The organism is Prevotella sp. oral taxon 317 str. F0108 (genome assembly GCF_000162415.1).
Lineage (GTDB): Bacteria > Bacteroidota > Bacteroidia > Bacteroidales > Bacteroidaceae > Prevotella > Prevotella conceptionensis.
In genome coordinates this window covers 1,451,108-1,466,928 of record NZ_GG740072.1, presented here as the reverse complement: position 1 = coordinate 1,466,928, position 15,821 = coordinate 1,451,108, and the positions used below count along the sequence as shown (strand labels likewise).

The 15,821-nt window shown below is 45.1% G+C and carries 15 protein-coding genes, 2 tRNA genes and 1 pseudogene; 11 read left to right on the top strand and 7 right to left on the bottom strand.

Annotated elements, in window-relative coordinates:
* The first annotated feature begins 21 nt into the window (after positions 1-21).
* The 10 genes and pseudogenes from mazG to HMPREF0670_RS05580 all read left to right on the top strand — a co-directional run bounded on the left by mazG (position 22) and on the right by HMPREF0670_RS05580 (position 9,656).
* Complete coding sequence (gene mazG, locus HMPREF0670_RS05620) at positions 22-819, top strand: nucleoside triphosphate pyrophosphohydrolase (RefSeq protein ID WP_009230193.1); 798 nt, start codon at positions 22-24, stop codon at positions 817-819.
* 185 nt (positions 820-1,004) lie between these two features.
* Entirely contained in the window at positions 1,005-1,565 is a 561-nt protein-coding gene (locus HMPREF0670_RS05615; RefSeq protein WP_009230192.1) for a hypothetical protein, read from the top strand.
* Between the two features lie 7 nt (positions 1,566-1,572).
* Positions 1,573-2,487: a ribonuclease Z gene (locus HMPREF0670_RS05610; protein ID WP_009230191.1), complete on the top strand. Its 915-nt coding sequence runs from the start codon at positions 1,573-1,575 to the stop codon at positions 2,485-2,487.
* A 340-nt stretch (positions 2,488-2,827) separates the two neighbouring features.
* On the top strand, positions 2,828-3,136 hold the full coding sequence (locus HMPREF0670_RS05605) for a T9SS type A sorting domain-containing protein (protein ID WP_009230190.1): 309 nt from the start codon (positions 2,828-2,830) through the stop codon (positions 3,134-3,136).
* 126 nt (positions 3,137-3,262) lie between these two features.
* The gene (locus HMPREF0670_RS05600; RefSeq protein WP_044077745.1) at positions 3,263-4,915 is read left to right on the top strand and encodes a L,D-transpeptidase family protein; all 1,653 of its coding nucleotides are present in this window, start codon (positions 3,263-3,265) and stop codon (positions 4,913-4,915) included.
* Positions 4,916-4,994: 79 nt separating this feature from the next.
* Complete coding sequence (locus HMPREF0670_RS05595) at positions 4,995-5,540, top strand: RNA polymerase sigma factor (RefSeq protein WP_009230188.1); 546 nt, start codon at positions 4,995-4,997, stop codon at positions 5,538-5,540.
* 195 nt (positions 5,541-5,735) lie between these two features.
* Entirely contained in the window at positions 5,736-6,275 is a 540-nt protein-coding gene (locus tag HMPREF0670_RS05590; RefSeq protein WP_044077744.1) for a hypothetical protein, read from the top strand.
* A gap of 166 nt (positions 6,276-6,441) precedes the next feature.
* Positions 6,442-6,595: pseudogene (locus HMPREF0670_RS16245) on the top strand (IS5/IS1182 family transposase); the annotation flags it as partial.
* A gap of 1,061 nt (positions 6,596-7,656) precedes the next feature.
* Positions 7,657-8,928, top strand: coding sequence for an O-acetylhomoserine aminocarboxypropyltransferase/cysteine synthase family protein (locus HMPREF0670_RS05585; RefSeq protein WP_009230186.1), 1,272 nt, complete (start codon positions 7,657-7,659; stop codon positions 8,926-8,928).
* Positions 8,929-9,200: 272 nt separating this feature from the next.
* A complete protein-coding gene (locus HMPREF0670_RS05580) occupies positions 9,201-9,656 on the top strand; it encodes a GNAT family N-acetyltransferase (RefSeq protein ID WP_009230185.1) in 456 nt (151 codons plus the stop codon).
* 225 nt (positions 9,657-9,881) lie between these two features.
* On the opposite strand, the gene HMPREF0670_RS05575 is transcribed toward HMPREF0670_RS05580, so the two are convergent.
* From HMPREF0670_RS05575 to HMPREF0670_RS05560, 4 genes are all read right to left on the bottom strand, one after another.
* Positions 9,882-10,394 (bottom strand): WG repeat-containing protein, encoded by a 513-nt coding sequence (locus HMPREF0670_RS05575; RefSeq protein WP_157579547.1) that lies wholly within the window; start codon positions 10,392-10,394, stop codon positions 9,882-9,884.
* 7 nt (positions 10,395-10,401) lie between these two features.
* Entirely contained in the window at positions 10,402-10,857 is a 456-nt protein-coding gene (locus tag HMPREF0670_RS05570) for a type VI secretion system amidase effector protein Tae4 (protein WP_009230183.1), read from the bottom strand.
* Between the two features lie 123 nt (positions 10,858-10,980).
* Positions 10,981-11,054: transfer RNA gene (locus tag HMPREF0670_RS05565), tRNA-Asp, on the bottom strand.
* Positions 11,055-11,079: 25 nt separating this feature from the next.
* Positions 11,080-11,153, bottom strand: a tRNA-Asp gene (locus HMPREF0670_RS05560).
* A 389-nt stretch (positions 11,154-11,542) separates the two neighbouring features.
* On the opposite strand from HMPREF0670_RS05560, the gene HMPREF0670_RS05555 reads away from it, so the two are divergent.
* Positions 11,543-12,070, top strand: a complete 528-nt coding sequence (locus HMPREF0670_RS05555) for a hypothetical protein (RefSeq protein WP_009230182.1) — start codon at positions 11,543-11,545, stop codon at positions 12,068-12,070.
* A gap of 1,426 nt (positions 12,071-13,496) precedes the next feature.
* Here the strand turns inward: HMPREF0670_RS05555 and HMPREF0670_RS05545 are convergent.
* From HMPREF0670_RS05545 to HMPREF0670_RS05535, 3 genes are read right to left on the bottom strand one after another with little or no spacing between them, the layout of a single operon-like run.
* A complete protein-coding gene (locus tag HMPREF0670_RS05545; RefSeq protein ID WP_009230181.1) occupies positions 13,497-14,009 on the bottom strand; it encodes a GNAT family N-acetyltransferase in 513 nt (170 codons plus the stop codon).
* The gene (locus tag HMPREF0670_RS05540) at positions 14,006-15,196 is read right to left on the bottom strand and encodes a glycosyltransferase family 2 protein (protein WP_009230180.1); all 1,191 of its coding nucleotides are present in this window, start codon (positions 15,194-15,196) and stop codon (positions 14,006-14,008) included. Before HMPREF0670_RS05540 ends, HMPREF0670_RS05545 begins: the two co-directional genes overlap by 4 nt.
* Positions 15,189-15,623: a hypothetical protein gene (locus tag HMPREF0670_RS05535; RefSeq protein WP_009230179.1), complete on the bottom strand. Its 435-nt coding sequence runs from the start codon at positions 15,621-15,623 to the stop codon at positions 15,189-15,191. Before HMPREF0670_RS05535 ends, HMPREF0670_RS05540 begins: the two co-directional genes overlap by 8 nt.
* Positions 15,624-15,821: the final 198 nt, after the last annotated feature.

The window sequence follows — 15,821 nt, the reverse complement described above, 5'->3', positions numbered from 1 at the left end:
TGCCAACACCAAACATATAGTATGCATACGAAAGAAGAAAAGATGGAGGCCTTTGGGCGATTGCTCGATGTGCTGGACGATTTGAGAGAGAAATGTCCGTGGGATAAGAAACAAACCTTCGAGAGCCTGCGCCCGAATACGATAGAAGAAACATACGAACTGTGTGACGCTTTGGCCAAGAACGACATGAATAATGTTTGCAAAGAGTTGGGCGACGTATTGATGCACACCGCATTCTACGCCCTGTTGGCCAGCGAGAAGGGCGAGTTCGACATAGCCGACGTGTGCAATCGCGAGGCTGATAAGCTGATTTTCAGGCATCCGCACATCTATGGCGACGTGCAAGCCGACAACGAAGAGCAGGTGTTGAAGAACTGGGAGCAGCTAAAGCTGCAAGAGAAGGATGGCAACGAGACGGTGCTTTCGGGGGTGCCTGATGCACTGCCGAGTGTCATCAAGGCCTATCGCATACAGGATAAGGCTCGAAACGTGGGTTTCGATTGGAAAGAAAAGAACGACGTTTGGGCGAAAGTGCGCGAAGAATTGGACGAGTTGGAAACCGAACTGAAACGCGAAGACAAGGAGAAGTCTACCCAAGAGCTGGGCGATTTCTTGTTTAGCGTAATCAACGCAGCAAGACTTTACCACCTCAATCCCGACAACGCGTTGGAAAAAACCAACCAGAAGTTCATCCGAAGGTTCAACTATGTGGAGCAGCATTCCATTAAGGAGGGCAAGCCGCTCACAGAGATGACGATCGAAGAGATGGACGAACTGTGGAATAAGGCTAAGAACGAAGAACGAGAGATGAGCTCGTGAGTTTCTAAGTTTTTGAGTTTCTAAGTTTCTAAGCTTTTGAGTTTTATCGCATACAATTTGCAAAACTGTGGGCTTGTTAACTTAGGTGTTCACGCGCTTACATGCTCACGAACTTATAAGCTCACCAGCTCAATAACTCATAAACTCACGAACTCAAATACTAATACATTAAATATATATAGCGTATGGACAAGAGAGTATCAACCATATTGTTTGCTGTTATGGCCGTTTTATTCATTGTGGCATGCGGCGATGGTAAGAAAAAGGGCGACGGACAGCAGTCGCTTGCAACCACAGAGGAAAGCAAGGGCGACACCACCGTTTATGGTGTGTGTGGCGTTAACACCGCCATGCACAACTTGGAATTGGTTACTGTACAGGGCGACACACTTAATTATCTCTTCGATGTCGACGACGAGTCGGCCGTTAAGGGCGGATTACTCGCAGGCGACAGGCTGGCAGTGGTGGGATATAAGAACGCCGACGGCGAATACGAGGCCAATCAAGTACTTAATCTTACCACCCTGATGGGCAAATGGCGCAGCATTGATAAGCAATTCGAACTGATGGAAGACGGCACGGTGCTGTCGGCTGTGAAGGAAGAGGCACACCCTTGGACATCGTGGAAGGTGTTTAACGGACAACTTTTGCTCAATAAAGACACCTTTACCGTGAACGCTTTGGGTGGCGACTCGCTCTATTTGGAGAACGCGCACGGCATCTTCACCTTCACGCGACAAAAGTAATACGCCCTTGGAACCATTTAAAGTGCATATCCTGGGATGTGGCAGCGCGTTGCCAACACTGAAACACAACGCCACATCGCAGGTAGTAGACATCCGTGGAAAGCTGTTTATGATAGATTGCGGCGAGGGGACGCAGGTTCAACTGCGCCGTTCGCGCATACGTTTCACTAAAATCGGGGCGGTGTTCATCTCGCATTTGCATGGCGACCACTGTTTCGGGCTCATCGGTATGATTTCTACTTTCGGCCTTCTTGGACGTACGGCGGCCCTGCATGTGTATGCTCCTGCCGAACTCGGACCGATGCTCCGCATGCAACTGGATTTCTTTTGCGGTGGCATCGAGTTCGAAGTGGTGTTCCATGCCGTAGACACTAAGGTGCAACAAGTGATTTACGAAGACAAGAGCCTTACCGTAGAGAGCATTCCTCTGGAGCATCGCATTGATTGTTGTGGCTTTCTATTCCGCGAGAAAGAATTGTTGCCGCACATCCGTCGCGACATGATAGACTTCTATCGCATACCCATTAGTCAGATAAACAACATCAAGTTGGGTGCCGATTGGGTAGACGATGAGGGCCGTACTGTGCCCAATACACGCCTGGTTACGCCTGCCGACCCAGCCCGCGCATACGCTTATTGCAGCGATACGCGCTACATGCCACAGCTACACAAGGCCGTGCAAGGCGTGAATACCCTTTATCACGAGGCCACTTACGATAGTTCGATGGCCTCGCGAGCGCGACTTTACTACCACAGCACGGCCGAAGAGGCGGCTAAGGTGGCACGCGATGCTGGCGTGGGCAAGCTTGTTTTGGGGCATTATAGTGCTCGATACGAGGCCGAAGAGGTTTTGTTAGCCGAGGCTAAGGCCATATTTCCAAACACAATCCTTGGTCAAGAGGGATTGGAAATTGATGTTTGATGGGGAAATAATGCCTTGTAGAGGCTTTTAAAGGTGAAAAGGTGAAAAGGTGAAAGGGTGAAAAGGTGAAAGGGTGAAAAGGTGAAAAGGTGAAAAGGTGAAAAAATGGCTGCGCCTGCTGATGAACGAGTTGGGCTAGTATGGCTAAGTAATCTAGTGAACTAACAACCCATTCAACCTTAAAAGTGCGTGAAATGGCCTCAAATTAATTCGTTTTGCGAACACAAAAAGTCGCTCATTGTTAAATAGCTTTAACGCAAATAATTTGCGGTTAGTTAGTTTCTTGATTTACATCAAAAAGCACTATATTTGCAGATGAAACCAGAAAACATCCCAGAATATGACAAAGACGTTACTAACAATATTATTCGCAACCGCCCTAATGATGGGCAACCCACTGACTTCGAGGGCTGCTGCTGCACTCGAAACCATTGATAACGACTATCAAAATGTCGTCATCAGTGTTTCGGAGTCTACCATTCACGTGTCGGGAGCAGCGGGGCAGATGCTCGCCGTCTACGACTTGGCCGGTATGAGGGTAGCCTATTTAAAGATAGACAGTGCAGAGAAACATTTCGATTTGGGGCTGCCAAAAGGCTGTTACATCGTTAAAGTGGGCAAGATGGTGCGTAAAATAGCCGTCAGATAATACTCCTTTCGGGTAGTTTGCCTGCCTGGCGAAGGTGGTAATGACAGCGATGCTGGCTCCAACGGGCGTTGGTGCAAGTTTCACTCCATCAGAATTCTAATTAGTTTTCCGCAAGCCTGCAACGACATGCGCAATAAGCATAAGGACAAAGAATATCAACAAGCCGCACAAATCGTAGGCGGCCTTTCAATGAAATACATTTTAGAGTTAGGTAAGTCCTCTTCTAATTTTTTAATAGGTAAGTTCTCTTCTACGGTACTTTTCGTTTGTCTCGTTCTCGTGGCTTGTCACGAGAAAGGCCATGTTGAACGGCCTTTACCCTCGCAAGAAACTCTCGGCCAATGGGCAGAACAGGCATATAAGCTCAACATCAGCGACATCAAACGGCAACTTGCCTTGCTGGTTAGAGCCGATCGTGACACGCTTGTGGCCGATTCGCGTACCCGCCGTTACTATCGCGATGGAGGAAACCTGCTTTGGATAGACCGGTTTGGGCTAGACAAACGTGCAGACAGCCTATTGGCTTACCTTAATACGGTAGAAGAAATGGGGTTTAGCAAGCGGGTGTTTGTGGTAGAACAGATAGAACGCGACTTGCAACGCATTCGAACACTCGATGTAGACTCTGGCATTCGCGATGTTAACCGTGTGATGGCACGCCTTGAATACAATCTTACCAAAGCCTTCTTGCGCTACACGGCAGGGCAGCACTTTGGTTTCACCAACCCCACGCGTATATTCAACAACTTGGACATACGCGAGCAAGACTCTGTTCGAACAACTTACCGCGGTTTGTTCGACATTCATGTTAAGCGGCCCACAAAAGACTTTTACACAACAGCCTTGCGTAAGGTATATAACGATTCGGTTGACATCTTCTTACGCCAGGCGCAGCCACAAAACGCGCTCTATGCCCTACTGATAAAGCATTTTAAGGGTAAAGACCTGTCGGAGACCGACCGAATAAGGCTGCTCTGCAACGTTGAACGCAGCCGTTGGCGACAAACCGACTATCCGCAAAACCACCGAAAGTATGTGTTGGTCAACGTTCCCTCGTACCATCTCGACGCTATAGAAGGCGATAGCGTACTCACTATGCGTATGGCCTGCGGCACATTAGACACCAAAACGCCCCTGTTAAACAGCCATATTATGCGTATGGACGTTAATCCGCAATGGATTATTCCTCGGAGCATCATTAAGAAAGAGGTTGTTGGCCATGCAGGAAACCCCGATTATTTTGAGCGACACCGCTATTTTATACTCAACCGCCCGTCGGGAAGGCGTGTCGACCCAGCCAACGTGTCGGCCGGCATGCTGCTTAACCCCGACTATTTTGTTATTCAAGAGGGCGGCGAAGGCAATTCCTTGGGTCGCGTGGTGTTCCGTTTCAACAACAATTTCTCCATTTTCATCCACGACACCTCGTCAAAATGGGCCTTCGACCGTGGCAGCCGCAGCGTGTCGCATGGTTGCATACGTGTTCAAAAACCCTTTGAGCTGGCTGTTTTCTTGCTCGGCAAGAAAGATAAAACATTGATTGATAAGATAAATTATTCTATGCAGGCCGACTTGTCTAAGCCCAAAGAAGGCGAGGAAAAACGTACGCGCGTAGACTATCGACGATTAGTTAATAGTGTGAAAGTGAACCCCAACGTTCCGCTTTTCATTACCTATTACACCCTTTATCCCGACGTTAAAGGTAAGATGCATACATACGCTGATGTATATGGTTACGACAAGGTGCTTTATCGCTACCTTCGCAGTTTCTCCATTTAGTTTCGGCGCATATTGTCTTCTCACCTTGTTTATCGGCACTTAAAACATTCTTGACAGTTATTTTAGCCCCTATGGCTTAATGATAGAATTAGACGAACAACGTTTGTTGCAGCGTTTGGCCGACCCAGCCACTCGCCATGCCGCTTTCCAAGACTTGGTAAAGGCTTATGCCCAGCCGCTTTATTGGAAGGTAAGACGCATGGTGCTTGTGCACGAAGATGCCGACGACCTGGTGCAAAACGTGTTTCTTAAGGCATGGAACGGGCTGGATAACTTTAAGCAGCAGGCTAGACTGTCCACGTGGCTGTACCGAATAGCCATTAACGAGGCTCTCGACTTTCTTCGCAAGCAGAAAAACGCCACCACATTACAATCGTCTGCCGACCTTACTTTGGCCCAACAGCTTATGGCCGACGATTACTTTGATGGCGATGCCACCCAAGCCCGCCTGCAAGAGGCCATTGCCGAGTTGCCCGAAGTGCAGCGAACGGTGTTTAACCTGCGCTATTTCGACGAAATGAAATACGAGGAAATTAGCGTTATTCTCTCAACTAGCGTTGGCGCATTGAAGGCTAGTTATCATTTAGCCGTAAAGAAATTAAGGAAGATAATGGATGCGGAATGAGGGGTTGAAACCATGTTTTGAAGACTAGCCTGAATGGTAAGAGTAATTTCAATGTTTTCCTACCCTCAATGCTTGCAAGGAGTGTGTATGAAGTGATTATTGCGCCACAGCGGGGAATTGTCAGAAAGCACCTTAAAAAGCACCTTAAAGTAAAGGCACACATCCGAAGATAAAGGATTAAAAAAGTTTATACCAATGAGAAGTCTACTTATCTTGCTTATGGCAATCATACTTGTTTCGTGTGAATGCCATTACGAGACTTTTAGGATTGATAATGTCGTCATGCAGCCGATAGTCTTTACCGATTCGCTGGTAAATGGGAAAAAATACTTTGTTATCAACTTCATTACAAGCTGGACAGGTACTAAACCAGTGCTTTTCGGTGGTGGCATAGAACCTGGTTTGAAGGGTATAGACGAGAAAGTCAAGTCTATTGAAGTGCGCACACGGTCAGGAAAACTCATCTCGCCCTGTTTCAAGGGTTGGGAAACGGATATGTATGGCTTAATCTCCAACCAGGAGGAAAGCCATGGCTACTACTCTTCGCTTAACATTGCGTCGCTTGTCCGCTCCATAAACAAAGGCGAAAGGCAAAGTGTAGGGATGAGAATTTGCATACCTCGCCTTTTTTATTTGTCTTCTAATGATGAGCCATATACCATCACTATAAAATTTAGAGAGAGGCAAATTACATCGAAAGTGATTCAAAAGGAGATGGTTTATTGTGCCGAATAACCGCTATCTCACCTTTCTTAATTACGTTATGTATAAGGGCGAGTAGCTGAATGAAGCAAGGAACGAAATTAGTTTTACTCAAAGAAATTGTCTTGACTTTTAATATCTCTACAAATAGAGCAGTTTATTATCTTTGTGCTGTAATGACCAGATAAACACCACGCTAATGTGCGAAGTACTGGACAAAGATACGATAAAACCTGAAATTCTGCCCCATTTGTCTGTGGCAAAACGTGGTTATGCCTCAAAAAGTAACCTAGTGAGCGTTCTTTCAACACATTCTTTACAAGTTGAAAGCATCTTTCCTGTGGCGCATAATGAGGAAAAAGTAAAGCGCAGTTCTTTATGTTTCTTATGTTCTTATGTCAGAATGAACGTATTTATGTTAAGACACGAGAAAAGAACGTTTTCGTTAGGCCAAATGAACAATGTCGAGCTTACTCGAAGATTGTCCGGGCGAGAAAACGCACTTTTAGAGAAACGAGAAAAGAACGATTAACCCGTTCACTTATCCACCCGTTCACTTGTCAACAGGTTAACTCGCCAACTAGTTAGCTTGTCAATTGGTTAACTCGCCAACTTGTTAACTTGTCAACTGATTAACTCGTCAACATGTTAACCTATCCACCCGTTAACTCACCAACCGATGTAATCTTTTCAGTAAGAATTTTAACACTATGAGTGCCCTTTTTGTCCACCAATCGCCCACCTTGCTGCAAAAAAACGATTCTCGTGAAGGTTTGTTTTGATGCAAAAAGGGGTTAGTCTGTGAATGCGACAAACTGAATTTTTATTTAAAAACGCCACCATCTGCACCAGATTTTGGGCTATTTGCCGCTAAATGCAAGGTAAAATGGTGCAAAACGCAGTGCAAAATGCTGCTAAAAGCAAGACGAAAAGCATAAAAATACACAGAAATGGTATGAACAAAACCTTTCTGAACCATTGAATATATGACTGAAAAGGGCAAAATAGCTGTTAAAAAGCAGGTTTTTGGGGGTTAAAAAGGGGTATTTAAGTTGCAATTAAACAGATGAGCAATGCGAGATAACGGCACAAAAAAGAGGTTGGTGCAGGATGCTACCAACCTCGGAATGTGATTTTGACAATCTCAAAATCGAATTAAGTGTTCGCAAATTTAGGCCTTATAATCGAATAAACCAAACTTTTCGGATATTTTTTTTGTATTTTAACGTAATAAATCGTAAAGACAAACGTTTGCAAAAGAATTTTCGTGTGCCTTCGGTTCACGCCACCACTCCGTCCACACTACCAATTTTCACCCATATTATGTCCCTCCTTCCTTGCCTATCTCACTCTTTTTTAGTTACTTTGCACACTACAAGCAGCACTAGCAACAACTTTAAAATACAACAGAACGATGAAGAAACAAACTTTATGCGTGCAGGCAGGATGGCAACCTAAGAACGGCGAACCTCGCGTACTGCCCATTATTCAAAGCACGACTTTCAAGTACGACAACACAGAAGAGATGGCCATGCTTTTCGATTTGAAGAAAGAAGGCTACTTCTATACACGCTTACAAAACCCAACCAACGACGCTGTTGCGAAGAAAATAGCCGCATTAGAAGGTGGTGTGGCGGCGGTTCTCACATCAAGCGGACAAGCCGCCAACTTCTATGCCGTGTTTAACATCTGCGAGGCGGGCGACCACTTCGTTACTTCAAGCGAGATATACGGCGGAACGTTCAATCTCTTTGCAGTAACGCTTAAAAAGCTTGGCATCGACTGCACGTTTGTTCATCCCGACGCCTCGGACGATGAGATACAGGCAGCTTTCCGACCCAACACCAAGCTGCTCTTCGGCGAAACCATTTCAAATCCCAGCTGCGCAGTGCTCGATATTGAAAAGTTCGCACGCATTGCCCACCGCAATGGCGTACCCTTAATTGTGGACAACACCTTTGCCACGCCCATCAATTGCAACCCCTTTGAGTGGGGATGCGACATCGTTACCCACTCTACAACGAAATATATGGACGGACATGCCACCTCTGTTGGCGGCGTTGTGGTGGATAGCGGCAACTTCGACTGGGAAACGAACGCCGAAAAGTTCGCCGGATTGTGCACGCCCGACAGCTCATACCACGGCCTGACCTACACCAAGGCCTTCGGAAAGATGGCTTATATCACGAAAATGGTGGTTCAACTGATGCGCGACCTCGGCTCGATTCCTAGCCCACAGAACGCTTTTCTGCTCAACATCGGACTTGAAACGCTACACCTACGTATGCGACAGCATTGTCAAAACGCACAGAAAGTGGCCGAATATCTACATAACGACCCACATGTGGCATGGGTACATTACTGCGGTTTGGAAGACGACGCCAACCACGAAAAGGCGAAAAAGTACCTACCCAACGGCTCGTGTGGCGTGCTTTCGTTCGGTTTGAAGGGCGACAGGGCCACTGCCGTGAAGTGGATGGACGCGTTAAAGATGATTGCCATTGTTACACATGTGGCCGATGCGCGCACCTGTGTGTTGCATCCTGCCAGTCATACGCACCGACAATTGTCCGACGAACAACTTCGCGAGGCAGGCGTTACGCCCGATCTTATCCGCCTTTCGGTGGGCATCGAAGATGTGGAAGACATCTTGGCCGACATCAAACAGGCGTTGGAAAAGCTGTAACGCCCTTGCAACACTACGTTAAGTGTACGTTGAAAAGGAGTATGGAAAGTGTGGCTAACCCATATTGTGAACAGGGTTTGCGCACTTTTCCTATCTGCCAACAAAACGAAAAAGCAGTTATAGTTGGTAATTTGTGAGCAGGTAATCTTCTGTTTCCACCCACTTATCAGCAGACCTCTGTAATAAGAAAAGAAATTGATTAGAAACCTCTCCCTATCGATTAACAAAACATTTAGGGTGAGTGTATTTCGAAGTTTTTCAAACGCCTAGACATGAACATCAAACTTGAAAAGGGAATAAACAAAGACAATGCCTCGCTTTTATGTAAGTGGTCTAATGAACAAGGAAAAGCGTTTCAGGAGCAATGGATGGGTCCCAAAATCTCTTATCCGTTGAGTTATGGTAAAATAAAGGACCTCGAAAATGTATTTTCCATATTCAATAATGGGGAATTTGTCGGAATGATACAAGAAATACAAATTGGCAAAGACAATGTACACATAGGCAGATTTGTAATAAATCCTCAAAAAACAGGATTGGGTTTAGGCACAGAGGCACTAAAAAGGTTTGTAGATTTCATTTTTAAGGATGACAATATTGAAAGTATTTCTTTGGCTGTCTTCGACTTCAACCAAAATGCAAGGAAACTCTATGAGAAACTTGGCTTTGAAATCAACGAGATAATTGAAGTCCCAAAGCTGAAATACATTATGAGACGGCACAGATAGGTTATGTCGGTTCGGTATAAAAGCCATAAAGAACAAACCAATAAAAAGAGGAAGTGTCAAGACTGCCACATCCTCTTTTTGTACAAGCATTTTTAATGCGAGGTGTGGATAAACAAGTTTGTTCGTCTACTATCTTGCAGATAATGATAGAGCCAAGTTTGCAAAAAGCAAATACAAGATCTATACATTGAACAGTGTTATAGGCCTATTGTTCTATACTGTTGCTTATCTTTTCTTCTTCGAAATGAAATACCATTTATCGGATAGCCAAGTGGTATGGCGATCTACACCTTCACCACATGGCACCAACACGCCTGTATCAGTCACCTTTGCATGTCCCTCTTTAAAAGGATAAGCAAATTTAAAGCGTGGCGAGATGACGACATTCCCCAGCGTATCGGCAAATCCTACAAGTGCGTTATCATCTACAATTCTAAACAACCCATCGGCAGGATAATCGGGTCCGTTATCGTAATTGAAGACCTTAAAGAGAAACTCACCTTTGTTGTTAAAACATTTAATTGCGCCCACACTATCTGCTACGAAACCAATGCGCGAAATAGTATCTGTATAAGCGAAGGGGAATGTGCAATCAACAATAGTATCGCCTTGGGCGTTTATATACCCATAAAGCCCATTTCGTTCAGCAACAAAAAGTCGGTTATCTGCATCCTTGCAGTTTGCAAATAATACCACTGCAAGAAAAGAGATGACGATACACCAGCCAGAAGTTCTCATATTGCTGTTATTTAAGTTCATATAATAAAGCCATTCCGCACTCATCAAAGTACCCGTTACCTTCGACTTCTTTCCCATCAAACAAATCAATGTGCCCAGCAGCATCGTCCCATTCACAGTCGGAAAAGATAATAACACCTTTCTTCCCTCGAAAATCTTTTGCTGCATGCCCCTTTATTGGAGACCCTCCTATATGTTTCTTAACAAACTTTTTCATGCCTGCTACTCGATACAAGTACCATTTTTTATCTTTCCCCGAAGAGACACTCCCATCATACCGGCTTATAGGCATGCCTGAATAATTAAAAGCATACGACATTCTAATAGCACAAGCATTTTTAAAAATGTTGGCTTTGATGTTCGCTTCGACTTTACCACCAATCAACTTCCCCACTTTCGAGGGTGCAAGAGACTTTACTCGTGCAAAGTTAGAGCTAAGTGTTGAATAAGAAATTGCCGTCATATTAAATTACTTTTTAATCACAAAGATACTTATTATCCTCGAATACTCAAAAGAAATAGAAATAAAGCGAAAAAGAGAAGAAACAAAAAGAGGAAATGTTTTTATTGCCACTTCCTCTTTAAGCGGTGCGTACGAGATTCGAACTCGTGACCTCCTGCGTGACAGGCAGGCATTCTAACCTACTGAACTAACGCACCTTTCCATTTGCGAACATTAACTTTGCGGTGCGTACGAGATTCGAACTCGTGACCTCCTGCGTGACAGGCAGGCATTCTAACCTACTGAACTAACGCACCTTGTTAAGCTACTGTTCTTAATTGCGGTGCAAAGGTAGACATAATTATTGAAACCGCAAAATGTTTATTGCATTTTTTAAGGGCGCATTTAAAATTTAAAGCGGCAGAGGTTGCGTTGTTACCGCCATAGCAGCACACTTATCGTTTCCGTTTCTTGGTTGTTCTAAGAGAAAATATTATATTTGCAAAGGCAACGACGCAAACAACCGATGTCTGCAATTGCCTCTCAATGAGGAACCAAGAGTCCCAAACATTAACACCACCATTTCAACTTATACTACCGATATAATATGCCATTAACAATAAGCAAGCGACATTTCGTTTCACTCATACTCCTGTTCGGCGTGTTTGTCCACGCCTGGTGTTTACACGCAACTCCCATCGACTTCATGGAAAGTAAGCACAGAACATCGCCGTTTGCACTAACAGACGGCGAGGAAACAATGCTGCCCTACTTCACAGGAGAAACGCCCACATGCCTATACACCGTTTATTTTCTTGGTCGCACCGCCAAGGAACGAAGTTTTTGGGACGTATATAATAAGGTGGGGTTTTGGAAAGACAAAGACAATGAACGCCCACACCTATACGCCAAAGACATAGAACGACACATAACAACAGCAATAAAACAGTATAACATTTTCGCTATCGCCATTGATAAGGGCATGATAAAAGACATCCAAAAGGGCGATTTCACACCTAACGACGATGCACAATACACTACTTTCCTATTAAAAGATGGGAAATGGACGGTGGTGGACAGCTTTAACGTGATGCAATCTCCCACAAATACGGCGGAGTATCTTATGAAGGTGCTAGACAAAACAAGCCGAAACAACGCACAATTGTTAGGAGACAGCTTGGTGTCTTCTCCAAACTTCGCCCACAACCTGTGGCACATAATGAGGAAAAAGTAAAGCGCATTTCTTTATGTTCCATCTGTTCTTATGTCGAAATGGACGTATTTATGTTAAAACACGAAAATGAACGTTTTCGTTAAGCCAAATGAACAATGTCGAGCATGCTCGAAGATTGTCATGGCGAGAAAACGCATTTTTAGAGGAACGAGAAAAGAACGATTAGCTCGTTCACCTATCCACTCGTTAACTTGCCCATTCGTCCACTTGCCAACTTGTTAACTTGTCAACTGGTTAACTCGTCAACTTGTTAACCTATCCACGCGGTGACGCATCAACTGATGTAAACTATTCGGTATGAAATTTAACATTATGAGTGCCCTTTTTGTACACCAATCGCCCACCTTGCTGCAAAAAATCGATTCTCGCGGAGGTTGGTTTCGATGCAAAAAGGGGTTAGCCTATAAACACAACAAAATGAATTTTTATTTAAAAACGCCACCATCTGCACCAGATTTTGGGCTATTTGCCGCTAAATGCTAGGTAAAATGGTGCAAAACACAGTGCGTTTTGGTGCTAAATGCAGTGCGTTTTGCCGCAAAATGCAGTGCGTTTTGATGCTAAACGCAGGGTAAAATGGTGCTAAACGCCGTGCAAAATGCGGCTAAATACAAGACGAAAAGCATAAAAATACACCGAAATAGTATAAACTAAACCCTTCTGAACCATTAGATATATGGCCGAAAAGGGCTAAATAGCTGTTAAAAAGCAGGTTTTGGGGGGTTAAACGCGAGTAACGGGGCTTGAGAAATTACGAGCATTCAGCCAAACTAGAAAGGCTAAATGGTGCAAAATGCAGGCTTTTTCTTAAAAACGAACATTTTGAAAGGCGTGAAAGACTAGAAATAGGGACAATTTACCTACTTTATGGCCTGTATTTGCGCTAGAACAGCGCGGAATTTAGAGCGATATTGTAAAATAAAAGATAACAATTTAAGTTTTTACCTGATGTGTTTGTGAATTGGGGAGCTAATGTCTTCGGGAGTTGTTGGACTTTCGTTAGTTTATAAGCCCGTGAGTTGACTTGTCCTGCACTCCTCTCAATTTGTAGGATATTAAAAGTCAAGGCGACTTCGATGCTTGTACACACACTACAAGCGTGTTTGTAGCCACGGTACAAATAGTTTTCACTAACACATTGGCAACAAACGGCGGTGTACAACCCGCATTCCAAAAGCAAATCTTTTCGCTTATTAATTATCGGCCCTTGGGTTAAGCTAAACATGGCTAAGTGGTGCGCCTGCTCCCTTGTTAACTTGTTAACTCGTAAACTTGTCAACTGATAGACCCATTAACTTGTCAACTCGTTAACTCGCCAACTTGTCAACTTGTTAACTTGTTAACTTGTCAACTTGTCAACTCGTCAACACGTTAACTTGTTAACTTATCAACTCGTCAACACGTCAACTTGTTAACTCGTCAACTACTACAAGAACAACTGCATCAAACAAGCATCCTTATACACCCCCTCCTTCACCTGCAACCACTGTTTAAGCAGAGCCGTTTGCACAAAACCTAGTTTCTCGAACAGCCGCAAACAGCTTTCGTTCTCGCAATCGGCCACCAAGAACAGCTGGTGAAGGTGCAACGTTTGGCTAGCATACGCCACAAGTTTTGTCAAAGCAGCCGTGGCATATCCTTTGTGGCGATGAGGTTTCATGACAACAATACCCACTTCGGCACGACTATGTTGGGGCGAAAAGTTCATCAAGTCTATGATGCCCACGGTTTCGCCAGCCTCATTATCAATCATCATGCGCACCTGTTTGTCGGCATAAATGTCGTTAGTGTTGGTCTCTACGTATTCGTGCAAGGCAAAGCGCGAATACGGAACGTTTGTTGCGCTAACGGCCCAAAGCGCTTGATTGTTCTCTATTTTATAAAGCGTGTCGAGGTCTTCGGGTTCCATCGCACGCAAGTTTACTATGGGATTGTTCATTTGATAATGTCGTTAGTGGTGATAAGCAATTGCGTTTCGGGGTTGAAAAGCCCAAGGGTGACGTTTTTTTGTGGATGTTTCGACATGATTTCGAGAATGGTTTGATAGCGGTACACACTGCTATCGTAAACCATTACGGTGGGTTGCGCAAGCGTTTCTGCGGCTGTGGCGTGGCCCAAGGGCAGCGTTTGTTCGTTGGCCACGGTGCATTCCACGCTCAATCCCTTGCGTTTGGCCATCTGCTCGACAGCCAAACACGATGTCTGCGACCCGAAAAAACGATATGCAGGCTGCTGCTTTCGCCTCGGACGTAAGGCCAATGCGCGGCGCAAAACACGCGTCTGGATGCTCAACAAGGCCGTTAATGCCTTGAAATAGATGGCCGCCTTGATGGGCAACGACACCCAAAAGCGCGTGTGCCGATAGTGTTTGCGAAAGAAGATAAGCATGGCTTGATAAAACACATGCACGTAACGGAAAGACGACTTGTGGGTGCTTTCGCCTTTATAATGAAGTATTTGGCACGGCAAATACCAGTTTTCGTAACCTGCTTTGAGTATGCGGTAAGACAAGTCGATATCTTCGCCATACATGAAATAGTCTTCATCTAGCAGCCCAACCTTATCAAACGCCTCACGTCTTACCATCATACACGCACCACTTATCACCTCGATGCGGGCAGGAGCATCCCACGGAAGATACGAAAGGTAATACTTACCAAAACGTTTGCTCTGCGGAAAACGGGCGCAAAGTCCGCTCATTTTATAGAAAGACACCATTGGCGAGGGTAAACCACGGCGAGATTCCATCGCCTTTTGTCCGTCGGCACCGAGCATTTGCACGCCAATACCGCCTGCTTGTGGATGTTCGTCCATAAAGTTCAGCATCGTTTGTATGGCGTTTTCGGCCACAAACGTGTCGGGATTGAGCAGCAGCACATGCTCGCTTTGGCTCTGTTTAATGGCCACATTGTTGGCGTAGGCAAAGCCATAGTTGTGCATGCAGGCAATGATGTTTAGCCGGGGAAACCGCTCTTGCAGGTATTCCACCGACCCATCGTGCGAATGATTGTCAACCACATACACCTCGGCATCCACACCCGCCAAGGCTTTACGAAGTGAATGCAGGCATTGCTCCACATAATACTTCACGTTATAGTTAACAATAACCACCGTAAGTTTAGGCATTTTCGGAGCTGTTGTCGGTGGTTTGCAAACTAGCTTTCTCGCGTTCGTAGCGATTACGGGTTGGCGCTACGAAGAGTAAGCAGAGAAAAAGGATAATGGCCATGTAGCCAAAGGGTACACCCATGAAAGCGTAATAGGCAAAGGCGTTGAGCAACAAAGGCAAGCCCAACAGCACAAGGCGCAATATGGCACGGCAATCGTAACTCATCCGGCCTGTGTTAGAATGCCCAGGACGAACCAAACGAAACGCCACAGGGATGGCACAAAGCGAAAGCAGTTCGAGAATTGCAGTGCAAAGGAAGTCGGCCGAGCGATTGTCGGCCCACCATCCGCCTATCAACATGTCGGTTTCGAACAGCAAAGCTGCCAACAACGACAACCCGGTGCTGGTGTAAAAAATGATATTGAGCGTTTGTTGGGGTTTCATATTGTTTGAGTTTTTGAGCTCGTGAGTCTTTGAACTTATGGGTTTTATGGGCCTTTGAGTTTATGGGGTTATGAGCTTACTAGGATGTGAGTTGGGGAAGTATTGAGTTTGTAAGAGCGGAAGTTAATGTTTTTATCGCCTTCATCGCAAACTAAACGCTACGAGCTTTCAACAAGGGAGGTGCGTTCGGAGGAAGAG